Origin of the sequence: Bradyrhizobium guangxiense, assembly GCF_004114915.1 — a bacterium.
Classification (GTDB): Bacteria; Pseudomonadota; Alphaproteobacteria; order Rhizobiales; family Xanthobacteraceae; genus Bradyrhizobium; species Bradyrhizobium guangxiense.
Window position 1 is genome coordinate 2923617 of the sequence record NZ_CP022219.1, and the last position, 23467, is coordinate 2947083.

At 64.8% G+C, this 23467-nt stretch carries 13 protein-coding genes; 8 read left to right on the forward strand and 5 right to left on the reverse strand.

What is annotated here, in order from left to right:
• Nucleotides 1-45: 45 nt before the first annotated feature.
• Nucleotides 46-1380, forward strand: coding sequence for a dicarboxylate/amino acid:cation symporter (locus tag X268_RS13780; RefSeq protein WP_128925461.1), 1335 nt, complete (start codon nucleotides 46-48; stop codon nucleotides 1378-1380).
• Between the two features lie 85 nt (nucleotides 1381-1465).
• On the opposite strand, the gene X268_RS13785 is transcribed toward X268_RS13780, so the two are convergent.
• Nucleotides 1466-2698, reverse strand: a complete 1233-nt coding sequence (locus tag X268_RS13785; protein ID WP_128925462.1) for an NAD(P)/FAD-dependent oxidoreductase — start codon at nucleotides 2696-2698, stop codon at nucleotides 1466-1468.
• 65 nt (nucleotides 2699-2763) lie between these two features.
• A complete protein-coding gene (locus X268_RS13790) occupies nucleotides 2764-5841 on the reverse strand; it encodes an Rne/Rng family ribonuclease (protein ID WP_128925463.1) in 3078 nt (1025 codons plus the stop codon).
• A gap of 705 nt (nucleotides 5842-6546) precedes the next feature.
• Here X268_RS13790 and X268_RS13795 point away from each other — a divergent pair.
• The 6 genes from X268_RS13795 to X268_RS13820 all read left to right on the forward strand — a co-directional run bounded on the left by X268_RS13795 (nucleotide 6547) and on the right by X268_RS13820 (nucleotide 15382).
• The gene (locus X268_RS13795) at nucleotides 6547-7842 is read left to right on the forward strand and encodes an N-acetylmuramoyl-L-alanine amidase (protein ID WP_128925464.1); all 1296 of its coding nucleotides are present in this window, start codon (nucleotides 6547-6549) and stop codon (nucleotides 7840-7842) included.
• 276 nt (nucleotides 7843-8118) lie between these two features.
• Complete coding sequence (locus tag X268_RS13800) at nucleotides 8119-10629, forward strand: penicillin-binding protein 1A (RefSeq protein WP_128925465.1); 2511 nt, start codon at nucleotides 8119-8121, stop codon at nucleotides 10627-10629.
• Between the two features lie 106 nt (nucleotides 10630-10735).
• Nucleotides 10736-11867 (forward strand): peptide chain release factor 2 gene (gene prfB, locus X268_RS13805; RefSeq protein WP_128925466.1). Its coding sequence is split into 2 segments (ribosomal slippage): nucleotides 10736-10804 and nucleotides 10806-11867, totalling 1131 coding nucleotides; the frame shifts between segments, so codons are not numbered across the junction.
• A 2-nt stretch (nucleotides 11868-11869) separates the two neighbouring features.
• On the forward strand, nucleotides 11870-12751 hold the full coding sequence (locus X268_RS13810) for an NAD(P)-dependent oxidoreductase (protein WP_128925467.1): 882 nt from the start codon (nucleotides 11870-11872) through the stop codon (nucleotides 12749-12751).
• A gap of 194 nt (nucleotides 12752-12945) precedes the next feature.
• Nucleotides 12946-13896: an MBL fold metallo-hydrolase gene (locus X268_RS13815; protein ID WP_208764435.1), complete on the forward strand. Its 951-nt coding sequence runs from the start codon at nucleotides 12946-12948 to the stop codon at nucleotides 13894-13896.
• 250 nt (nucleotides 13897-14146) lie between these two features.
• The gene (locus X268_RS13820; RefSeq protein WP_128925468.1) at nucleotides 14147-15382 is read left to right on the forward strand and encodes an ABC transporter substrate-binding protein; all 1236 of its coding nucleotides are present in this window, start codon (nucleotides 14147-14149) and stop codon (nucleotides 15380-15382) included.
• 117 nt (nucleotides 15383-15499) lie between these two features.
• On the opposite strand, the gene X268_RS13825 is transcribed toward X268_RS13820, so the two are convergent.
• Together X268_RS13825 and X268_RS13830 are read right to left on the reverse strand one after the other, a co-directional pair.
• Nucleotides 15500-16852, reverse strand: a complete 1353-nt coding sequence (locus X268_RS13825) for a M23 family metallopeptidase (RefSeq protein WP_208764436.1) — start codon at nucleotides 16850-16852, stop codon at nucleotides 15500-15502.
• A 111-nt stretch (nucleotides 16853-16963) separates the two neighbouring features.
• A complete protein-coding gene (locus X268_RS13830) occupies nucleotides 16964-17653 on the reverse strand; it encodes a peroxiredoxin (RefSeq protein ID WP_128925470.1) in 690 nt (229 codons plus the stop codon).
• A 195-nt stretch (nucleotides 17654-17848) separates the two neighbouring features.
• On the opposite strand from X268_RS13830, the gene X268_RS13835 reads away from it, so the two are divergent.
• Nucleotides 17849-21667 (forward strand): DUF3971 domain-containing protein, encoded by a 3819-nt coding sequence (locus X268_RS13835; protein WP_164937712.1) that lies wholly within the window; start codon nucleotides 17849-17851, stop codon nucleotides 21665-21667.
• Nucleotides 21668-21767: 100 nt separating this feature from the next.
• Here X268_RS13835 and X268_RS13840 read toward each other — a convergent pair whose 3' ends face one another.
• A complete protein-coding gene (locus tag X268_RS13840; RefSeq protein ID WP_128925472.1) occupies nucleotides 21768-23462 on the reverse strand; it encodes a methyl-accepting chemotaxis protein in 1695 nt (564 codons plus the stop codon).
• Nucleotides 23463-23467: the final 5 nt, after the last annotated feature.

Below are 23467 nucleotides of genomic sequence, written 5' to 3' on the forward strand. Positions count from 1 at the left end.
CAAGTTGATCTTGGCTGGCCCAGCGTTTTGAGGGGGAGTGAAACGATGACGACGACAACGATGGCGGGGGCGCCGGTTGCGCCGCCCGCAGCAAAGCCATGGTACAGGGTTCTCTACGTCCAGGTGCTGATCGCCATCGTGCTCGGCGCCATCGTCGGCTGGCTGTGGCCGACGGTTGCCACCAATGAATGGATCAAGGCGCTCGGCGACGGCTTCATCAAGCTGATCAAGATGGTGATCGCGCCGATCATCTTCTGCACCGTCGTCTCCGGCATCGCTCACATCCAGGATGCGAAGAAGGTCGGCCGCATCGGCGTCAAGGCGCTGGTCTATTTCGAGGTCGTCTCGACTTTCGCGCTGGTGATCGGCCTCATCGTCGGCAATCTGGTCAAGCCGGGCGCGGGCTTCGGCAATGCCGCGGCGAGCGAGGCGGCCGTCGCGAACTACGCCAAGCAGGCCGCCGGCCAGAAGTCCGTCGACTTCGTGCTGCACATCATTCCGGACACCGTGGTCGGCGCTTTCGCGCAAGGCGAGATTCTGCAGGTGTTGCTGTTCTCGGTGCTGTTCGGCTTCGCCATCATGAGCCTCGGCGAGCGCGGTCACACCATCCGCAGCTTCATCGACGATGCCGCTCATGCCGTGTTCGGCGTCATCTCCATCGTGATGCGCGCGGCGCCGATCGGTGCGTTCGGCGCGATGGCCTACACCATCGGCAAGTTCGGGACCGGTGCGATCCTCAACCTGATCGGCCTGATCGCGACCTTCTACGCCACCGCGGCGCTGTTCGTGTTCGTCGTGCTCGGCATCATCGCGCGCCTGGCCGGCTTCTCGATCTTCAAGTTCCTGGCCTACATCAAGGACGAGCTGCTGATCGTGCTCGGCACCTCATCCTCGGAGAGCGCGCTGCCGTCCATGATGGAAAAGCTGGAGCGGCTCGGCTGCTCCAAGTCGGTGGTCGGGCTGGTGGTGCCCACGGGTTACTCGTTCAACCTCGACGGCACCAACATCTACATGACGCTGGCAACGCTGTTCATCGCGCAGGCGCTCGGCGTCGATCTCACCTTCAGCCAGCAATTGACCATCCTGGTCGTGGCGATGCTGACCTCGAAGGGCGCTTCCGGCATCACCGGCGCGGGCTTCATCACGCTGGCGGCGACGCTCGCCGTGGTCGATCCGCGCCTCGTGCCGGGCATGGCGATCGTGCTCGGCATCGACAAGTTCATGAGCGAGTGCCGCGCGCTGACCAATCTGTGCGGTAACGGCGTTGCCTGTGTGATCGTCGCCTGGTGGGAAGGCGAGCTCGATCGCGACAAGCTCAAGGCCAATCTCTCCAAGCAGATCGATCCGACTGACATGGAAACGGCGATCACGACGGACTGATCCGGAGCTGCCAGCGCGAGCTGCGCCGTCAGACCTTGAAGTCATAGGGCTGGTCGAGATCCTCGATCAGCCCTTTTGTTTGGATTCAGAACCGCTCCGGCCGGTAAGGCGCAGGATCGATCGCGGGCGTCTCGCCGCTCATGATCTCGGCGAGCAGGCGGCCCGTGGCGGGGCCCAGGGTGAAGCCCTGGTGGCCGTGGCCGAAATTCATCCAGAGGCCCGGATGACGCGGAGCTTGCCCAAGCACCGGCAGCATGTCGGGCGTGCAGGGGCGGGGGCCGAACCACGGATCCGGCTCGACGCGCTTGCCGAGGTCGATCAGCTCGCGCGCGGAGGCTTCCGCGCTGGCGAGCTGCACGGGCGTGGCGAGCGCATCCATGCCGGTCAATTCCGCGCCGGTGGTGATGCGGATTCCCTTCGCCATCGGGCCCATGGCATAGCCGCCGCCCCTATCGACGAGAGGCAGGTCGAGCGATGCGCCGCCGCTATAGTGCATGTGGTAGCCGCGCTTGCGCACCAGCGGAATGCGGTAGCCGAATTTGCCGAGGAGATCGGGCGACCATGGTCCGAGGGTCACGACGGCGTGGGCGGCGTCGAGGCGCCCCTGGTCCGTGTCGACCGACCAGCCGGTTGCGGTCTGCCGCAGCGATCGTGCATCGCCGAGCACGATGGTGCCGCCGAGGCGCTCGAACAGCTCGGCATAGGCTGTCACCAGCGCGCCGGGATCGGACACGGTCCAGGTATCGAGCCAGTGGATGGCGCCGGGAAGATCGTCGCGCAGGATCGGCTCGGCCTTGGCGAGCTCGCTGCCGGACAGCACGCGGAAATTGATCCCGAATTCGCGTTGGTCTTCCTTCGCGGCCTTGATCGAGAGATCCAGGTCCGCGGCGTTGCGGTACAGCGCCCGATAGCCGGCGCGGCGGATCAGATTGTCGGCGTGGGCCTCGCGAATGAGGATGTCGTGCTCTGCGGTCGCGTAGCCGATCAGCCGCGCCCAGGCCTCGATCGCCTCGCGATGCCGTTTCGGCGCCGAGTGCCACCAGTAGCGGAGCAGCGGCTCGATATGGAGGTGAAGCGACGACAGGCTGTAGCGCACGTCGTTGGTGCGGCCGGTCGCGATTTTCAGCAGCGAGGCGAGGTCGCGCGGCATCGGATAGGGACGGACCGCTTCGGCCTGGATCATCCCGGCATTGCCGTAGCTGGTCTCGCGGCCAGGCTCCCTGCGGTCGATGAGCGTGACGGCCCAGCCGCGCTGCCGCAGATGCAGCGCCGCGCTGACACCGATCATGCCGCCGCCGAGAACGATTGCACTTTGCATTCCAACTCACCTCGCCAAATCAAAACCGCCCGGTTTGGCCGGGCGGTTTCATCTGGATAATCTCTTTACTCGCCGCCGCCGAAGCGGCGGGACCACCAGCCGGCGCGGCGCGGCGCGGCCGGCGTTTGGCTGGCCGGCTCTGGCGCGGGCTCAGCCGCCGGCGCGGGCGGGACGACCGGCTCCGCCGCCTGCGTCACCGGCGCTGCCGGCTCGCTCGACAGGAAGCTCACCTTTTCGCGGACGGTGGAGCGGCGCCGCGCCGCCTTGTCGTCGGCGCGCTCTTCCTCCGCCGCAACGGTCTCGGGCTGGGCCGGCGTCTCGGCCTGCACCTCGGCGCGCGGCTCGGGCTGTGAGACTTGCGGCTCGGCGGTGTGCTCGGCCTGCGCAATCGAGGGCGCAGCTTCGCTGCCGAAGCCGTCGAAATCGGCAACGGCGTCGGCAGCTTCCGATGGCTGATTGGTGCCGAGTTCGTCACCGATGGATCCGGCAAGACCGTCCTCGCCGCCACCACGACGGCGGCGTCCGCCGCGGCGACCACGCCGGCGCCGGCGCTCGCCGCCGCCCTGCTGCTCGCCACGGGCTGCTTGCTCCTCGCCTTCCTCGCCGTCCTGCTCGGACTCGGCATCCTCCTCGCCTTCGCCGGCCGTGACGGCCGCCTCGGGAAGGGTGGGGGGACTATCCTCGCGCAACTCGCCTTCGCGCAGGCCACCGCGGCCGCGCCGGCGCCGGCGGCGCTTGCGGCGCTGGCCGTCCTGCTCGGGCGATGCCTCGCCTGCGGCCTCTTCGGTAAGTCCTTCGGTCTCCTCGGTTTCGACCTCGGATTCCAGCTCCGGATCGAACTCCTCGTCGTCATAGGCGTCTTCGGCCAATGGCGGCGGGCTTGCGGCCGCCTGCGCCGCAAGCAGCGCCTTGGCGGCTTCCAGCGTATGCACCTGCTCGCCGCGATCGATGAGATAGGCCTGCGGTCCGCTGACGCTGGGATCTGCGATCACCGAGAGGGTGACCTTGAAGCCGTTCTCGAGGTCGCGCAGATGGCCGCGCTTGTGGTTCAGCACATAGAGCGCGACGTCGGTCCGGGTGCGGACCACCAGATTGTGAGTGGCGCCCTTCATCAGGATTTCTTCGAGGCCGCGCAGCAGCTGCAGCGCCACCGAGGACACCGAGCGGACATGGCCGGTGCCGCCGCAATGCGGGCACGGATCGGTCGAGCTCTCGAGCACGCTGGCACGGATGCGCTGGCGCGACATCTCGAGCAGGCCGAAATGCGAGATGCGGCCGACCTGGATGCGCGCGCGATCCTGTCTGAGGCAATCGGACAATTTGCGCTCGACCGCACGGTTGTTGCGCTTCTCGTCCATGTCGATGAAATCGATCACGATCAGACCGGCGAGGTCGCGCAGGCGGAGCTGGCGGGCGACCTCTTCGGCCGCCTCCAGATTGGTCTTGAGCGCGGTGTCCTCGATATGGTGCTCGCGCGTCGACCGTCCGGAGTTGACGTCGATCGAGACCAGCGCCTCGGTCTGGTTGATCACGATGTAGCCGCCGGAGCGCAGCTGCACGGTCGGCGAGAACATCGCGTCGAGCTGACTCTCGACGCCCATGCGCGAGAACAGCGGCTGGCCGTCGCGATACTGCTTCACCGCGCTGACATTGGCGGGCATCAGCATCTTCATGAAGTCGCGCGCTTCGCGGTAGCCGGATTCGCCGGCGACCTGAATCTCGTCGATCTCCTTGTTGTAGAGATCGCGCAGCGAGCGTTTGATCAGCGAGCCTTCCTCGTAGACGAGGGTCGGGGCCTGCGACTTCAGCGTAAGGTCGCGCACCGTCTCCCACATCCGGATCAGGTATTCGAAGTCGCGCTTGATCTCGGGCTTGGTCCGGGCGGCGCCCGCGGTGCGCAGGATGATGCCCATGCCCTCGGGCACGTCGAGATCCTGCACCACTTCCTTCAGGCGCGAGCGGTCCTGGGCGCTGGTGATCTTGCGGCTGATGCCGCCGCCGCGCGCAGTGTTCGGCATCAAGACGGCGTAGCGGCCGGCGAGCGACAGATAGGTCGTCAGCGCAGCGCCCTTGTTGCCGCGCTCTTCCTTGACGACCTGCACCAGCATCACCTGGCGGCGCTTGATGACTTCCTGGATCTTGTACTGGCGGCGCGGGCGGAAGGTGCGCTCCGGCACTTCCTCCAGCACGTCGTCGCCGCCGACGGATTCGACGACTTCCTCTTCGGCTTCTTCGCCGTCCTCGTCCTCATCCTCGTCGTCTTCGCCGTTTGCTTCCGCGGCCTCGGCGGGCGAGGGCTCGGCAGTCTCGCCAGCTGCGTACACTGCATCGGCCGGCTCGGCGGCCGACGTCACGGCCTCGGCCAGAGCTTCCGCATGGGCTTCAGAAGCGTGCGCTTCGGAGGCCTCCGCATGCTGCGGCGCGGCGATGGTCTCGGTTGCGACCACCGGCTCAGCGCCGACCGCCGCGACAGGCGCGGGCGTCTCGTCGGCATGCTCATGGTCGTGATGATCGTGATCGTGGTCACGGGCGTGCTCGTCGTGATGGCCATATTGATCGTCGTGATCATGCTCGCCATCCGCATGTTCGCCGTGATCGTGGTGATCATGGCCTTCGTGCTCGTCGTGGTGCACCGCATCCGCGTGCAGATGCTCGCCTTCGGGCAGTGCGCTCTCGGCATGCTCCGGCAGCGCGGCGCCCTCGATCGGCTGGGCGGCGGGATCGCCACCGGCCTCAAGGCCTTCGACGATGTCGCTGCGCACGCGCTCGCCATGACCGCGGCGGCGGGCGTTGCGGTGGCGCGAGCGGCGGCGCCCGTGGGAGCGGTTCTCGTTCTCCTCCTCGGCCTCGCGATGGGCCTGTTCCTCGGCCTCGATCAGCGCCTGCCGGTCGGCAACCGGGATCTGATAGTAGTCGGGATGGATTTCGCTGAAGGCGAGGAAGCCGTGACGATTGCCGCCATATTCGACGAAGGCGGCCTGGAGCGAGGGCTCGACCCTCGTGACCTTGGCGAGATAAATGTTCCCGCGCAGTTGCTTGCGTTGCGCGGTCTCGAAATCAAACTCTTCGACGCGATTGCCGCGGACCACGACGACCCGGGTCTCTTCCGGGTGGGTGGCATCGATCAACATCTTGTTGGGCATGTCTTAGCTCTTGGCGGCGGCGGGCGCTGATCACCGTGGGCGCGTATCGCGCCGCCGGGTGACGCGACGGTCCACCTGATTCGGGGGTGAGGGGAAGGCCGAAACGCCGTCTCTCGCGCCTTGCCGGACCGGAAGCTTCAGGACCAGGGCGGCGCGCGGGATTTTCACTCCGCAGCGTCGCGAATGGTCCTTCAGAATTCGTCGGCACAGTCTGGCGCATCAAGCGTCGGCCCGTATGAAACATTGGGCGGCGAGGCCGCCCTTCAATCAGTTGCTGCTGGCCAGGCATGGCGCGAGCGCGCTCGCCTTGGGGATCACGAACCGTTCCCTTGAGGATCAAGAGACCGGGTAATGGGTTACGTCGCTGTCAGAACCGCCCCGGCTACGTGAGTGGTAGCCCGGAACCGTCCGCCGCCGGCGCTTGGTCCGTTCCACCTCGCTGCCGCGCACCGCGCTGGTCTTAGAGGGAAACGGAAAACGCTGGAATTCCCAAACCTTGAGAGTTCCGGCGCTGCGCCGGGAGGCTGAATGCGACACAACCGGAATATCGGCCGTCAGCATTCCGTACATACGAGGAATGAGCCATCGGTGCAAGGGAGCGTCGCATGGCGGTCACAGTCGGCCAGTTTCGCGTTTCCGTCATTAAGGAGCGATTAACCCTGTGGTTCTATTGCGTTAAAAGGGCTGCTCGGAGGCACGGAATCGGTGGCGAGCCGCACAAATCAACGGGTTTTGCTGGGGTGCGCGCTGCTGTGCGCTGCAGCGCTGCCATGCGCTGATTCCTCGCGCCTGAGCGCGGCGGAAAGCCAGCCGCAACCCGCTGTTGCGGCCGCGAATTTTCCGATCGCATCGGCCGCCCGGCTGGCCGGTGATGGCAAGCAGACCCGCTTCATTCTCGACCTCGACCAGGCCGTGACCTTCCGCGCGGTCACCCTGGCCGATCCTTACCGGGTCGTCGTCGATGTGCCGCAGGTCAATTTTCGGCTGCCCGCAGGCACGGGGGCCGGGGGACGCGGGCTGGTCAAGGCCTTCCGCTATGGGCTTGTCATGCCCGGCGGCTCGCGAATCGTGTTCGACCTGACGGGACCCGCCAGGATCGCCAAATCCTATGTGCTCGAGGCGGCCAACGACCAGCCGGCCCGGCTGGTGCTGGAGCTGGAGGAGGTCGACCGGGCCGCCTTCGCGCAGGCGCTCGCGCCCGAAAACCGCCCCGAGCTGCGGCCGACGATCGCCGAGGCGCAGCCTGCGACGGCGCCCGCGACCTCAGCGCCGGACGCAGCGCAGCAGAAGGCCGATGGCCGCCCGGTGGTCGTGATCGATCCCGGCCATGGCGGCATCGACAACGGCACGCAGTCGAGCGGCGAGAGCGAGAAGAACCTGGTCCTGGCCTTCGGGTTGGCGCTCCGCGACAGGCTGGAGAAGGCCGGCAAGTACCGTGTGGTCATGACGCGGGATGACGATACCTTCATTCCTCTCAATGACCGGACCAAGGTCGCCCGCAACCTGAAGGCCGCCTTGTTCGTCTCGATTCATGCCGATGCGTTGCCGCGCGCCGAGGGCGATGCGCAGGGCGCGACCATCTATACGCTGTCCGACAAGGCCTCCGACGCCGAAGCCCAGCGCCTGGCGGATGCGGAAAACCGCGCGGATGCGATCGCCGGCTTCAATCTCGCCGAGGAGCCGACCGACGTCGCCGATATCCTGATCGACCTCACGCAGCGGGAAACCCGCACCTTTTCAAACCGTTTCGCCCGCCTCCTGATGGGTGAAATGAAGTCGACGGTACGGATGCACAAGCATCCCCTGAAGTCCGCCGGCTTCCGGGTCCTGAAGGCCCCTGACGTGCCCTCGGTGCTGGTCGAGATCGGTTATGTCTCCAACAAGGGCGACCTCGAGCATCTGGTCTCCGAAGGCTGGCGGTCCCGTGCCGTGGGCTCGATGGCACAGGCGATCGACGGGTTTCTGGCCAAACGGATGGCCACGGCGGGATCGTCGAATTGACGACCCGGGGATCGTCGAATTGACGACCCGGGGGTCTTCGAACTGAAAGGGTTTTTCCGTCCCACCGCAAAAGCCCTAGTTTGGCCACAGCGGGCGCTTTATAAAAATGCCGCAGGGGGTTCCGGAATCGGCGAGAATCCCGTTCGGCAAGCGTCTTAAGTCCGGCACTGATGGTATTGTGTAGGCCGGCGAATTCGCGACGTGAGGTTTGGCGCCAGTTTGGGTGCCGAGGGACCGATACTGGGCTGATCCAGAGTTTGAACGGATAAACACATAATGCGCTTGCTGGTGCGGTTCATGGGCTTCCTGTTCGCCGCGGGAACGGTGGTGTTCCTTGTCGGTGTCGGGGCCGTGGCAGGCCTGATCTGGCATTTCTCCAAGGACTTGCCGGACTATTCTCAGCTCCAGGATTACGAGCCGCCGGTGATGACCCGCGTGCACGCGGTCGATGGTTCGCTGGTCGGCGAGTACGCCAAGGAGCGGCGGCTGTATTTGCCAATCCAGGCTGTGCCCAAGCTCGTGATCAACGCGTTCCTGGCGGCCGAAGACAAGAATTTCTACGAGCATGGCGGGATCGACTACACCGGCATGGCGCGCGCAGGCCTGCTCTACATCCAGAACTACGGCTCGAACCGGCGCCCGCAGGGCGCCTCCACGATCACCCAGCAGGTCGCCAAGAACTTCCTTCTCACCAACGAGGTCTCCTTCGCGCGCAAGATCAAGGAAGCCTTGCTGGCGATGCGGATCGAGAAGACCTACTCGAAGGACAAGATCCTCGAGCTGTATCTGAACGAGATCTATCTCGGCCTCGGCGCCTACGGCATCGCGGCGGCCTCGCTGGTCTATTTCGACAAATCGGTGAACGAGCTGACGGTGGCGGAAGCGTCCTATCTGGCCGCTCTGCCGAAAATGCCCGCGACCCTGCATCCGGTCCGTAACCGCGATCGCGCCATTGAGCGCCGCAACTATGTGATCGATCGTCTGGTGGAGAACGGCTGGATCAAGCAGGCCGACGCCGACAAGGCGCGCAAGGAGCCGCTCGCCGTCCCCAGCCGGTCCAACGGCGCCCACACCTTCGCCGGCGAATATTTCGCCGAGGAAGTTCGCCGCGACATCTTCGAGCGCTATGGCGAGAAGAAGCTGTATGAAGGCGGCCTCTCGGTCCGGACCACGCTGGATCCGAAGATCCAGGTCATGGCGCGCAAGGCTATGGTCACGGGTCTCGTCAATTATGACGAGCAGCAGGGCTATCGCGGCGCCATCAGCAAGCTCGATGTTTCGGGCGATTGGGGTGTGAAGCTCGCCGAGATCAAATCGCTCTCCGATATCTCGCCGTGGCGCATGGCGGTGGTGCTGGAGACCAGCGACCAGTCGGCGCGCATCGGCTCCCAGCCGAGCCGCGAGCTCGGCGGCGCGATCAGCAAGCAGCGCGAGACCGGCCTCGTCACGGTCGACGGCGTCAAGTGGGCGCGGGCCACGCAGGGCGGCGGCAGAGGCAAGACGCCGACGGCAGTGTCGCAGGTGCTCCAGCCCGGCGACGTGATCTATGCCGATCCGCTCTACAAGGACGGCCAGCCGGTGGAGGGCCAGTACCGGCTACGCCAGATCCCCGAAGTCTCCGGCGCGATGGTGGTGATGGATCCCTGGACCGGCCGCGTGCTCGCGATGGTCGGCGGCTTCTCGTTCGACCAGAGCCAGTTCAACCGCGCCACGCAGGCCTACCGGCAGCCGGGCTCCTCGTTCAAGCCGATCGTGTATTCGGCCGCGCTCGACAACGGCTACACGCCCTCGACCGTCGTGCTCGATGCTCCCATCGAAATCGATCAGGGGCAGGGCGCTGGCGTGTGGCGGCCGGAAAACTTCTCCTCGGGCAAGTTCCAGGGACCGGTGACGCTGCGCAACGCGCTGCGGCAATCCCTCAATACGGTCACGGTGCGCCTCGCGCAGGACATCGGTATGCCGCTGATCGGCGAGTATGCCCGCCGTTTCGGTGTCTATGACGAGCTGCCCAACTATCTCTCCTACGCACTCGGCGCCGGCGAGACCACGGCGATGCGCATGGTCACGGCCTATTCCATGCTCGCCAACGGCGGCCGCCGCGTAAAGCCGACCCTGATCGACCGGATTCAGGACCGCTACGGCCACACCATCTTCAAGCACGACCAGCGCGAATGCCGCGGCTGCGACGCGCCCGGCGGCTGGAAAACCCAGGCCGAGCCGCAGCTGATCGACCGCCGCGAGCAGGTGCTGGACTCCATGACCGCCTATCAGATCACCGAGCTGATGGAAGGCGTGGTCCAGGCCGGCACCGCGACCGTGGTCAAGGAGGTCGGCAAGCCGATCGCCGGCAAGACCGGCACCACCAACGAGGCCAAGGACGCCTGGTTCGTCGGCTTCTCGCCCGACGTCGCCATCGCCATCTATATGGGCTACGACAAGCCGCGTCCGCTGGGTAAGGGCAATGCCGCGACCGGCGGCCATCTGGCAGCTCCGATCGCGCGCGATTTCCTCAAGCTCGCGCTCGCCGACAAGCCCGCGGTTCCGTTCAAGGTGCCGGCCGGCATCAAGCTTGTGCGCGTCGTCGCCAAGACCGGCATGCGCGCCGGTCCGGGCGAGACCGGCGGAACCATCCTCGAAGCCTTTAAGCCGGGCACGGCGCCGCCGGACAATTATTCGGTTATTGGTGTTGCCGATGCTGACGGGCGCGGCGGCGGAATGCCGGCCTCGCAGCAGCAGCAGCCGGATTCCGGCTTCTTCATGCGGCCGGGCACCGGCGGGCTATATTAAGCGGGTAACAGCGACGATCGCGGTTCCGGCGGTTGCGCTTTGCAGCCGCCACCGCTACATCCCCCTCTCGAATTGCACGCGGGCTTCCGCGGAATCAGAGAACGACATGCGCGCCGAAATCGAACGGTTGGTAGAAGAGATCAAGCAGTCAGTCGGGCTGCTGAGGAGGCATCTTTGACGTCGAGAAATCGACGGCGCGCCTCGCTGAGCTGAACAAGCTCGCAGAAGATCCCAACCTCTGGAACGATCCCCAGAAAGCCCAGAAGCTGATGCAGGAGCGCACCTCGCTCGAGGATTCGCTCACCGGCATCGGCAAGGTCGAGCAGGAGCTCGAAGACGATATCGGCATGATCGAGCTCGGCGAAGCCGAGGGCGATGATGGTGTCGTGGCGGAAGCCGAAGCTGCGCTGAAGAATCTCAAGAAGGAAGTCGCGCGCCGCGAGCTCGAGGCGCTGCTGTCGGGCGAGGCTGACCGATTCGATTCCTATCTCGAGGTCCATGCCGGCGCTGGCGGCACCGAGAGCCAGGACTGGGCGCAGATGCTCCTGCGCATGTACACGCGCTGGGCCGAAACGCACGGCTTCAAGGTCGAGTACCTCGAAGAGTCCGAGGGCGAAGAAGCCGGCATCAAGTCGGCGACCATCCAGGTCTCCGGCCACAACGCCTATGGCTGGTTGAAGACGGAAGCAGGCGTGCATCGCCTGGTCCGGATCTCGCCGTTCGATTCCAACGCGCGGCGGCACACCTCGTTTTCGAGCGTGCAGGTATTCCCGGTCATCGACGACAGCATCAAGATCGACATCAAGGAATCCGACGTCCGCACCGACACCATGCGTTCGGGTGGCGCCGGCGGCCAGCACGTCAACAAGACCGAATCCGCGGTGCGCCTCACGCATATTCCGACCGGCGTCGCGGTGGTCTGCCAGGCCGGCCGCTCACAGCACAAGAACCGGGCTCAGGCCTGGGACATGCTGCGCGCGCGCCTCTACGAAATCGAGCTGAAGAAGCGCGAGGAGAAAGCCGCCGCCGACCAGGCCGCCAAGACCGACATCGGCTGGGGCCATCAGATCCGCTCCTACGTGCTGCAGCCCTATCAGATGGTGAAGGATCTGCGCACGGGTGTGCAGACCTCCGACACCTCGGGCGTGCTCAATGGCGAGCTCGACGACTTCATGGCGGCGACCCTGGCGCAGCGCGCCTTCGGCACCACCGCCGGCGATGTCGAGGACGTGGACTGATCATGTCCCGCGTCGCCTTCATCGGATTGGGGCGAATGGGCCATGGCATGGCCGGCCGTTATCTCGATGCCGGCTTCACAGTGACGCTGTGGAATCGCAGCAAGGCGAAGGCTGAGGACTTGATCGCGCGCGGCGCACATTGGGCGACGTCGCCCGAGGACGCCGCGATCGACGCCGATGCGGTCGTGACCATGGTCGCCGACGACGAGGCCTCACGCGCGGTCTGGCTCGGACCGAAGGGCGCCGCCAAGACGGCGAAAGCCGGCACCATCGCGATCGAATGCTCGACCGTCTCCTATTACCACGCCCGCGAGATGGGCCGCGAGCTCAACGCGCGCGGGCTGATCTATATCGATTGCCCCGTGACGGGATTGCCGGACGCGGCGGCGGCCGGGAAACTGACGCTGCTGGTCGGCGCCGACGCCGCCGATCTCGAACGCGCGCGGCCCTATCTTGAGCCGATCGGCTCGACCATCCGTCATTTCGGCGCCGTCGGCTCCGGCACGGTCTACAAGCTCATCAACAATCTCATGGGCGCGATCCAGATCGCCGGTCTGGCCGAGGGCCTTGCGATCGCCGAGCAGGCCGGGCTCGACATGAATCTCGTGCTGGAATCGATCCAGGCAGGCGTCGCCGCAAGCCCGCAGGTAGCGCGTCACTCCAAGCGCATGGTCGCCCGCGATTTCAGCGGCGCGACCTTCACTGCAGCGCTGCGACACAAGGATGCCGCCTACGCCGTGAAGCTCGCCGAGAGCCTCCTGGCGGACAAGCCGCTGGTCTCGCGCGCCGCAGTCGAGGCTTACGCGCAGGCGAGGGCCGCGATGCCTGACGACGACGAAGGCAAGATGATCGAGCTGGTGTCGCGGCCGAAGAAGCCGTCCTAGGTCGTGTCCTCATAAACTTCAGCTTGGCAACGCAAAGCAGAAGTCTCCGACCATGAAAGGCTATTCGGCTTCTCACCCATTGCGGACCTCATCTGTTCAACCTCTCAAAATTGGATTAAGGTGGCACTACAACCATTTGGTGCGGACACAAAAAGCTGTCTAAAATTCCTTCGGTTTTCCTTGGAGAGACTGCAATGTCGATTGCATCATTCAGGGTAGTGAGCATGTTTCTTCTTGCGGCCGTCTCATTCTTCTCAGGCGCCCCCGCAAGTAGTCAGGAAATTCGTGTGACTTTGCTAGGCACAGGCAATCCTCCACCAGTGATGGATCGTTTCGGTCCGAGCATACTGGTCGAGGCCGGCGACAAGAAGTTTCTTTTCGATGCTGGTCGGGGCGCAATACAGCGCATGACTCAAATCAAGGTTGGATGGGAGACTATCAACGGTGTGTTCTTTACTCACCTTCATTCCGATCACGTCGTCGGATTTCCTGATGCATGGCTGACCGGCTGGCTTGTTAGCAGGCGGAACCGGCCGTTGGAGGGGTGGGGACCACCAGGGACCGAGAATATGGTCAGCCATCTTCGGCAAGCATTCGAGTTCGATATTCGTTTCAGAATATCTGACGATAAAGCACCGGCAGAAGGCGCTCTCGTCAATACGCATGAGATCGGCGCAGGCCTAGTTTATGAACAAGACGGCGTGAGAGTAACGGCGATCAAAGTCGACCATGCGCCGGTCGAGCCGGCTTACGGCTATCGGATTGATTATGCGGGCCGCTCGGTTGTTCTATCAGGTGACACCCGAATTTCTGACAACCTCATCCGCGCGGCGGAAAGCGTTGATCTTCTGGTGCACGAAGTCGCGTCGCCGGAGTCTTTTCAACGTGCCGGTATTCCGGCCGAGCGTATGAAAACAATTGTCGGACACCACGTCACTCCTGAACAGGCTGGGGAAGTATTCGAAAAGGCCAAACCGCGGTTGGCTCTCTATTCTCACATAGTATTACCCACAGCCACAGCCGACGATCTCGTGCCGGGTACGCGCAAAAACTATCGTGGCCCTTTGGAAGTCGGTGAAGATTTGATGGTCATCGAAGTAGGTAAAGAGATCGTTGTTAAACGCCCCTCCCACAAGGTTCAATAGCAGCCATCCCAGAACAAGAGGATGACCGCTTGTGGCCCTTAGCCGACCAACTGGAGCGACCTGGCCATGTCCGCTATCGAAAGCTGAACGGACAAGGGCTGGCGATCGATAGACGCGCTTTGCACCTGCTATAGCGCAGCAGTAACTTCCGACCTGTTGTTTCACCTTGCGGAAAATCGTGACGCTTGCCAGCCGCTATCCTGCTTGCGACACTCCCCGCAAAATAAGACTACAAACAGGGGAGAGAACGATGCCGGGTCGTCGCAAGAATCTCGCTGCCCTCGCCATGCTTGTTGCCGGAGTGCTCGTCACGCTACCGGCTTTGGCGCAGAAGAAATACGACCCCGGCGCCAGCGACACCGAGATCAAGATCGGCAACATCATGCCCTATAGCGGGCCGGCGTCCTCCTATGGCGTGATCGGCAAGACAGAAGCCGCCTATTTCAAGATGGTCAACGACCAGGGCGGCATCAACGGGCGCAGGATCAACTTCATCAGCTATGACGACGCCTATTCGCCGCCGAAGGCCATCGAGCAGGCGCGCAAGCTGATCGAGAGCGACGAGGTGCTGTTGATCTTCCAGGCGCTCGGCACGCCCTCGAACTCCGCGATCATGAAATACATGAATGCGAAGAAGGTACCGCAGCTCTTCGTCGCCTCCGGCGGCACCAAGTTCGGCGATCCCAAGAACTTTCCCTGGACCATGGGCTTTCAGCCCAACTACCAGAGCGAAGGGAGGATCTACGCCAAGTACATTCGCGAGCATTTCCCCAACGGCAAGATCGCGGTGTTCTGGCAGAACGACGATGCCGGCAAGGACCAGTTCAAGGGTCTGAAGGATGGGCTCGGCGACAAGGCGAGCATGATCATCGCGGACAAGTCCTACGAGGTCAGCGATCCCTCGATCGACTCGCAGATCGTCGCGCTGCACGATTCCGGTGCGGACATCTTCTTCTCATGGGCCGCGCCGAAAGGCTCGGCGCAGGCGATCCGGAAGGTGGGCGAGCTCGGCTGGAAGCCGAAGTTCTTCCTGGCCAACACCGCGACCTCGGTCGCCTCGGTGCTCAAGCCCGCCGGGCTCGACTATTCCAAGGACATTATCTCGACTGCGTACCTCAAGGACCCGACCGATCCGGCCTGGGACAAAGATCCCGCCGTGATCAAATGGCGCGAGTTCATGGACAAATATTACCCCGACGGCGACAAGGCCAACGCCAATAACATCTACGGCTACGTGCAAGCCGAGGCGATGGCCCAGGTGCTGAGGCAGTGCGGCGACAACCTGACGCGCGAGAACGTGATGAAGCAGGCGGCCAATCTGAAGAACTTCCATACCGACCTGATGCTGCCGGGCATCATGGTCAACACCTCGCCTGACGACTATTTCCCGATCGAGCAGATGCAGCTGATGCGGTTCAACGGGCAGGCCTGGGAGCTGTTCGGCGATGTCATCACCGGAGAGGTCGGCCACGAGCGCAGCCAGTAAGTAACCGGCTGCGCGGCCTAAAGCGCGATGAGATTAGATGAATCGTCATCGCTCTTTAGGTTGTTGTTTTCGCATGATCATTCCGGAAAACCGCTTCGCACTTTTCCGGATCATGCTTTAGCCCGCGCTGAGGCGCACGCCGGCGCGCAGGAATTTCTGCGGATCGACCGCTTCGCCCTCGATGCGGGTCTCGTAATGCAGATGCGGACCGGTGGAGCGACCTGTCGAGCCGACCAGGCCGACGACCTGGCCGATCTTCACGAACTCGCCGACCTTGACGCTGATCTCGGAAAGATGGCCGTAGCGGGTCGAAAGCCCGTTGCCGTGGTCGACCTCGACCATGCGGCCGTAACCGCCGGACCAGCCGGCGGAAACCACCTTGCCGTTGGCCGTGACACGAACCGGATCGCCGGTGGCGGCGCGGAAGTCGAGCCCGGTATGCATCGCGGGCCGGCCCAGGAAGGGATCGCTGCGCACGCCGAAGCCGGAGGTGAACTCCACCTCGCCGATGACGGGCTTGCGGTAGGGCACCAGCGCCAGCGTGCGATTGAGACGGTCCATCTCGGCGCGGGTGACGTTGATGCGATTGAGCTGCTTCTCGAACGGCCCGGCATTGGCGCTCAGCTTGATGGGAACGAACGGGCCGCCCATCGCGCTGCGCGGCACGGCGGCTTCGAGATTGGCGAGATTGAGACCGAGATCGCTGACCACACCGCGCATCCGGCGCATGCGCGAATCCATGCCTTCCTCGACGGCGCTGAGCGTCGCCATCTGGCGACGCTCGACCTGGTCGAGCGAAGTCGTGAGCCGGACCAGAACGTTGTCAAAACCCTGGTTCTTGGCGAATTGATTGGTCAGCGGCGCCGCGACGGCCGGTGCGCGTGATTCCAGGCGTGCCTCACGGTCCGGCGGTGCCACGAAGATAACGGTGTCGCTGATCGGTGAGGGTTTGGGCGTGATCTGGCTGGCATCGCCGCGTTGCGGGGCCGCGCGGGGAATCGAGCCTGTCACATCGGGCATGGCCCCGAGCGCCGTCGCCCGGGACTCCAGCGCCGTCTGGCGCCTCATGATCTGGTCGAGTTTCTGGTCGAACTGTTCCTGGTCGAGCAATTGGCGGCTGGTGGTGCGGTCGACCTTGGCGCGCAGCTCGGCGATACGATCCTCATAGGCGTATTGCATCTCGGCCTGGCGGGCGATCAGCCGGGTCAGGACGTCGTCCCGGAACGCAAAATAGGTAGCGGTCGCCGCCGACCACAGACCGAGCAGCACCACGGTGCCGACCACGATCCAGAATACCACCGGCCCGAAGCGGACCTGCTTGCCGGCATGGACGATGGTGTAGGCATCGTCGGTTGCGGGAAGGGGGATCGCCGCGGCGACCGCGGCAGTGGGACGCCGTTGGAAGGACCGTCCGTGGTCGTGCGGATGATGTTGGGGGTACTGCGAGTATTGGGCAGAACTTTTCGACATCGGCACTCCCGCGCCGGTCGGATGAGTCCGTACGGCCCTAATTGCCGCAGCAATCTGGGCCGGTCATGGTTAATTTTCCGGAAACGGGAACACGCGAATTCAAAGGACTGGTTAAAGGCTTCTTGCTGCTTCCAGCACGGCGTCGGCATGGCCGTCGACCCGGACATTGCGCCAGATCCTGGCCACCTTCCCATCGGCTCCGACCAGGACCGTAGTGCGAAGAATTCCAAGGAAGGTCTTGCCATACATGGACTTTTCGCCCCAGGCGCCATAGGCTTCCAGCATCTTGTGTTGTTCGTCCGAGATGAGGGGGACGGTCAGGCCATGCTTGTCGCGGAACTTCTCCTGGGCCTTTAACGGATCGGCGGAAATCCCGAGAACGGCGGTGCCGGCAGCCGCGAAAGCGTCGGCGAGGCGGGGGAAGTCGATCGCCTCCCTCGTGCAGCCGGGGGGGTCGGCGCGGGGGTAGAAGAACAGGACGAGCTTTTGGTCGGCAAAGTCCGCCGATGTGACCACGTCGCCGCCGTCGCGGGGCAGGCGGAAGGCGGGGGCCTTATGGCCCTCGGCCAGGCCGGACTTCGCCGTCGCGGGCGCGGATGCAGATTTGGAGGAATTTAACTGTTTCGATGCGGCCTTGTGTGATCCTGCTTTGGCTACGGTCCCGGCTGATTTGCGCGCCGGTCCCTTCCGTGTCTTTGCGGATCCTGTTTGAGTCGCTGCCCGCGTTTTCAGGGGCTTCTTTTTAGCCGTCGGACTGCCGGAGGGCGCCTTGGACGATTTCTTTCGGGATTTCTTGGACATACGCCTTCCTTTCGACGCTTTCGGCGGGTCAACCGAAACGGTATTGCAGCTCTCGTCCGGTGAGCCGGAATCGCGCCCTCGGCTGGGCAAGTCTGACGACGCCGGAGTATGGTTACAAGGAATTCCACGCACCACACCACTGCTCGTTGAACGCGCTCCCGGGGCGAAATGACGAACAGCAGGAATATTCGAGGTATGGCTGCAGTGCCGGCGCAGGGAGCCTCGCTTCCCGTGGACGGCTGCGGTCCCGGCGGCGCTCAATCCTATGACGGGCGCCTGTATCGAGAGGCAATGGCAAGGAATAAGTCGCCCCAGGATTACAATCGGGACTTCGATCGGCGCGGTGGTCAGCAACAACCGCAGGAATGGGACGACGCCGATTGGGATCCGGATCAGGAGGCGGCCGCGGGCCATCGCGCGCGCCGGCTGTTGTCGCGTTCCAACTCGGGCTTCCACCGCTTTGGTGACGGGTTTGGCGCGTTGCGCCGCTGGCTGGTCGCCGATCGCTGGCTGAAGCGCCTCGTCCTCGTCGTCGGGACGCTCGCCGTGATCTTCGTCGGCTGTTTCGCTGCGCTGTGGTGGCGGCTCGGCGCCGGTCCCATCAATCTCGACATCGCAACGCCGTGGCTGGCCGCGGCGATCGAGGACAATATCGGTCACGGCAACACGGTCGAGATCGGAGGCACCCAGATCGAGCGGGCCGGGCGGGTCCGCATCGCCGTCCGCATCCGCGACATCATCGTCCGCGATCGTGATCACGCCGTCGTCGCCAGCGCGCCGAAGGCCGAGGTGAAACTCTCGGGGGCGGGCCTGCTGATGGGGCACCTGCGCGCCGAGAGCCTCAATCTCGTCGACGCCGAGCTCGCGATCCGCATCGCACCCGACGGCACCGTCACCGTATCCGCCGGCGACACGGCAAAGCCGCTGGCAACCGGCGTCGCCTCGAAGAAGGACGCGGGCCTGCCGCCGACATTTCCGCGCAACGGCGTCCCGCCGCCGCCATTCGCGACAGTGCCCCCGAACCAGGATCCGTCTCAAGCCGCCTCCCAGGCCGCGCCACAGGCGACCGCTCAGAGCGGCATCCTTCAGGGGCTCGACTGGCTCGACAGTCTCAGCATGACCGGTCTCGACGGCCAGAACCTCAACGAGATCGGCCTGAAGAACGGCAATCTGATCGTCGACGATCAGCAGCGCGGCAGCAAATGGTCGTTTGAGAACATCACGCTCAGCCTGCGCCGGCCGAGCCGCGGCGGCGTCACGCTCAGCCTCGGCGAGGAGGGCGCGCGCCCGTGGATGCTGCGGGCCACGATCGGGCCGGCCGAGAACGGCGTGCGCTCGGTCGACATCAAGGCCGACAAGGTCTCGACCTCCAACATCCTGCTGGCGCTGCGGGTCAAGGACCTCACCTATACCGCCGATTTGCCGCTGACCGGCGAGCTCAAGGGCGAGCTCGGCCGCGACGGCGTGCCGACTTTCTTCCGTGGCAAGATCGCCATCGGCGCGGGCAATATCATCGATACCGATACGCCCGACTATCCGATGGCGATCGACCAGGCCGAGATCAACGTCGAGTGGGACGCCAATCGGCGTGTGCTGGTCGCGCCGTTCAAGGTCCTGTCGGGCGCCAACCGCCTGACGCTTCTGGCCCATCTCGAGCCGCCCAACGGCACCGTCAACGACTGGCAGCTCGGCTTCAGCGGCGGCTCGATCCTGCTCGGCGGCATCGACAACGAGCCGCCGCTCGTCTTCAACCGTATCGCGATCGGCTTCCGCTTCGACACCGACCACAAGCGCTTCCTGCTGACGCAGGCCGACATCAGCAACGGCGAGATCGGCGTCGCAGGCACCGGTTCGATCGACTATTCCGGCGAGCCGCGGCTGACGCTGGGCTTTGCGGGAACGCCAATGTCGGCCTCGGCGCTGAAGCGGATGTGGCCCACACTGGTGGTTCCCGAGCTGCGCGAATGGGTGATCGAGCGAATCGAGCGCGGCACGCTTCAGCGCATCGAGATCGGCATCAACTCGCCGGTGAAGAACCTCCCGCGCAAGGGGCCGCCGATTCCCGACGACGGCCTGTCGGTCAACATCGTGGCGAGCGGCGTCGCGGTGCGTCCCGTAGACGGCATGCCCGTCGTGCACGATGCCGATCTGAAGGCGCGGGTGACCGGCCGCACCGCGACCGTGAACATCGGGCAGGGCATTGCCGATACGCCCGCCGGACGCAAGATCACGATCTCCGACTTCACCTTCGAGGTGCCGGACATGGCGCCCAAGCCGTCGCCGTCGCGCACGAGGTTTCGCGTCGAGGGACCGGTGCCCGCGGCGGCCGAGATGCTGGCCAATGATCGCCTGAGCGATCTGTCGTCGACGGTCGTCGATCCCAACACCAGCAAGGGGACCTTCTCGGCCAACATCCAGCTCGGCATGCCGGTCAAGGGCGAGCTGACCAAGGCTGACACCACCTACGCCGTCACCGCCGATCTCAACGGTTTTGCCGCCGACAAGCTGGTGATGAACCAGAAGCTGGAGGCCAACAACCTCAAGATCGTCGCCAACAACCAGGGCTACCAGGTCAAGGGCGACGTCAAGATCAACGGGCAGGCGGCTTCGCTCGACTACCGCAAGCCGACTGAAGGCGATGCGGATGTCAGGCTGCAGGCGACGCTGGACGATGCGAGCCGGGCACGCCTGGGATTTGATCTGAGCCCCGCGGTCAGCGGATCGCTGCCGATCAAGCTGTCAGGCAAGATTGCCGGCGGTCCCGACCAGACCACGAAGCTCGGCGTCGAGGCCGATCTGACGTCGGTGCGGCTCGACAACATTTTGCCCGGCTGGGTCAAGCTGCCGGGCAAGTCGGGCAAGGCCAGCTTCAAGGTCGTGCCGACGGCGCAATCGACGCGTTTCGAGGACATCGTCATCGAAGGCAGCGGCGCCTCGATCAAGGGCTCGCTCGAGGTCGACGCGAACGGCGACCTGATGAATGCCAGCTTCCCGACCTATTCGCCGTCGGACGGCGACAAGGCTTCGCTGAAGGTGGAGCGCAGCCAGGACGGCGTCGTCAAGGGCACGATGCGCGGCGACGTGTTCGATGGCCGCGGGTTCCTGAAATCGGCGATCTCGGGCAATCCCAAGGACGACAAGAACAAGATCAAGAATGTCGATTTCGACATCGACGTGAAGCTCGGTGCCGTCGCGGGTTTCAACGGCGAGGCGATGCGCAGCGTCGATGCCAAGATGTCGAAACGCAATGGCGCCATCAAAGCCTTCACGCTGAGCGGCAAGATCGGCAAGGACACGCCGGTGGCCGCCGATCTGCGCGGTGGGCGTGCGCAGGGCAATCGCGAGGTGATCTATCTCCAGACCAACGATGCCGGCGCGCTGCTGCGCTTCACCGACACCTACACCAAGGCGGTCGGCGGCCAGATGGTGGTGGCGATGGAGCCGCCGACATCCGAGCCGAACACGGTGCGCGAAGGCCTCATCAACGTGCGCGATTTCACGGTGAAGGGCGAGGCGCAGCTCGAGCGCGTGGCCGCTGGCGCGCCCAACGGCACCGGCAACGGCGTCTCCTTCAGCGCGTTGCGGGCCGAGTTCCCCCGCCAGAACGGCGCGCTGACGATCCGCGACGGCGTGGTCAAGGGCCCGATGATCGGCGCCACCATCGAGGGCTCGATCGACTATCCCGGCAACCAGGTCTGCATGAGCGGCACCTTCGTGCCGATGTACGGCGTCAACAACATCTTCGGCCAGATCCCGCTATTTGGCATCTTCCTCGGTGGCGGCAACAATGAAGGGTTGATCGGTGTGACCTATGAAGTGGTCGGCACGCCGGCCGCACCCGTGATGCGCGTCAATCCGATCTCGGCGATGGCTCCTGGCCTGTTCCGCAAGATCTTCGAATTCAACACCGGCAAGCAGAACTCGCCGTTCGAGGAATTCCCCTCGCAGTCGAATGACGGTTCGACCGGCTCGACGCGTCAGCTCTCGAGCGGCTGCAGCCTGGCGCGGCGGTAACCACCCACATTCCCAAGTGCTCGTGATGGCCGGGACAAGCCCGGCCATGACCGATGTGGCGACGCTTTCGCGCCAAACGTTCTTACTCTGGAGTGGTGCGTCAGGCCGCGCGCACGCCCGCCAGGAAGGTTCCGACTTCGCCCGAGAGCTGCTCGGCTTGCTTGGAGAGGTTCGAGGCGGCGGCGAGCACCATGCCGGCGGCGTTGCCGGTCTCGTTCGCGGCGGTGGAGACGCCGCCGATATTGGTGGTGACTTCCTTGGTCGCCTCTGCGGTCTGCGAGACGCTGCGGGCGATCTCGGCGGTGGCGGCGCCTTGCTCCTCGATCGCAGCTCCGATCGAGGTGGCGATGCGGCTGACCTCCTCGATGGTGGCGGTGATGCCGCCGATGGCGTCGACGGCCTCCTTGGTCGCGCCCTGGATCTGGGCGATCTTGTCGCCGATCTCGCGGGTGGCTTCGGCGGTCTGGCTCGCCAGCGACTTCACCTCGGAAGCGACGACGGCAAAGCCGCGGCCGGCCTCACCGGCGCGCGCGGCCTCGATGGTGGCGTTGAGCGCGAGCAGGTTGGTCTGGGCCGCGATGTTGGAGATCAGCTCGGCGACGTGCTCGATCTGCTGGGCGCCGTCCGAGAGCGCGCGCACGATGGTGTCGGTACGGCGCGCGCTGTCGACCGCGCGGCCGGTGACTTCGGCGGACTGGGCAACCTGGCGGCTGATCTCGGTGATGGAGGAGGAGAGCTCCTCGGCCGCTGCTGCGACCGTCTGGACGCGCTGGCTGGCTTCGGTCGCGGCCGAGCCGACCACGGCGGCGCGGCGGTTGGTGCCTTCGGCGGTCGAGGACATCGACTTGGCGGTGGTCTCGAGCTCACCGGAGCCGGAGGCCATCAGGCCGACGAGCTGACCGACGGAAGCGTCGAAGCGGTCGGCCAGCGCGATCAGGGCGTCGCGCTTCTCCTGCTCGGTGCGTGTCTTGGTGGCGGCCTGCTCGGCCTCCAGCGCGCGCGCCGTCAAGGACGTCTGCCTGAGCACTTCGAGGGTCTCGGCCATGCGGCCGATCTCGTCGCCGCGGTCGGTCTCCTCGACCGGCTTGTCGATAGCGCCTTCGGAGATCGCCTGCATGCGGTTCTTCTGGCGGTCGAGCGCACCGAGCACGTCGCGGGCAATCAGCCAGGACAGCGTCGCCATCAGCAGCACCAGGCCGATGCCGATCGCGGCGAGCTCCAGCGTCAGCGCGCGCACGTCGGCGTCGATGTCGTCGACATAGAGGCCATAGCTGATAGTCACGTTCCAGGGCGCGAATTTGCGCGCGAAGACGGTCTTGCGGACCGGCTCGGTCTGGCCGGGGCGGGGATAGAGGGAGGAGGGGACGCCGCCCTGCGCGGTGTCGCTGCCGGCCTTGATGATGGCGTCGGCGATCAGCACGCCGTTGGAATCCTTGGCGCCGGTGACCTTCCCTTCGAGCTGTTGATTGGCACCGTTCACGACGAGGGAGCCGTCCGGATTGTAAACCACCGGATAGCCCTGGTTGCCGTTGAAGTTCATGCGGCGGCCGCGCTGGTGGAACTGGGCCTTGGCATCGGCCAGCGTCAGCTTGCCGGCGGTAACTTCGTCCTGAAGCGATTGGGCGTAATTGTAGAGCAGCTCGACGGCGATCCGCATCTGCTGGACGCGGTCCTCCATCATGCGGCTCTTGCTGAGGACGGACGAAACGCCGATGATGGCCGTGACTGTGAGGGCCGCAAGGCAGACCATGCTGGCAAGCTTGGTGCGGATCTTCAGATGGCTCAGCAGCTTCATCACAG

Excerpts from the sequence above, each read along its gene's own strand:
- X268_RS13825 (WP_208764436.1), bottom strand. The coding sequence starts at position 16,852 with ATGTCGAAAAGTTCTGCCCAATACTCGCAGTACCCCCAACATCATCCG.
- X268_RS13810 (WP_128925467.1), top strand. The coding sequence starts at position 11,870 with ATGTCCCGCGTCGCCTTCATCGGATTGGGGCGAATGGGCCATGGCATG.
- X268_RS13830 (WP_128925470.1), bottom strand. The coding sequence starts at position 17,653 with ATGTCCAAGAAATCCCGAAAGAAATCGTCCAAGGCGCCCTCCGGCAGT.
- X268_RS13840 (WP_128925472.1), bottom strand. The coding sequence starts at position 23,462 with ATGAAGCTGCTGAGCCATCTGAAGATCCGCACCAAGCTTGCCAGCATG.
- X268_RS13800 (WP_128925465.1), top strand. The coding sequence starts at position 8,119 with ATGCGCTTGCTGGTGCGGTTCATGGGCTTCCTGTTCGCCGCGGGAACG.
- X268_RS13790 (WP_128925463.1), bottom strand. The coding sequence starts at position 5,841 with ATGCCCAACAAGATGTTGATCGATGCCACCCACCCGGAAGAGACCCGG.
- X268_RS13785 (WP_128925462.1), bottom strand. The coding sequence starts at position 2,698 with ATGCAAAGTGCAATCGTTCTCGGCGGCGGCATGATCGGTGTCAGCGCG.
- X268_RS13835 (WP_164937712.1), top strand. The coding sequence starts at position 17,849 with ATGGCTGCAGTGCCGGCGCAGGGAGCCTCGCTTCCCGTGGACGGCTGC.
- X268_RS13820 (WP_128925468.1), top strand. The coding sequence starts at position 14,147 with ATGCCGGGTCGTCGCAAGAATCTCGCTGCCCTCGCCATGCTTGTTGCC.
- X268_RS13815 (WP_208764435.1), top strand. The coding sequence starts at position 12,946 with ATGTCGATTGCATCATTCAGGGTAGTGAGCATGTTTCTTCTTGCGGCC.
- X268_RS13780 (WP_128925461.1), top strand. The coding sequence starts at position 46 with ATGACGACGACAACGATGGCGGGGGCGCCGGTTGCGCCGCCCGCAGCA.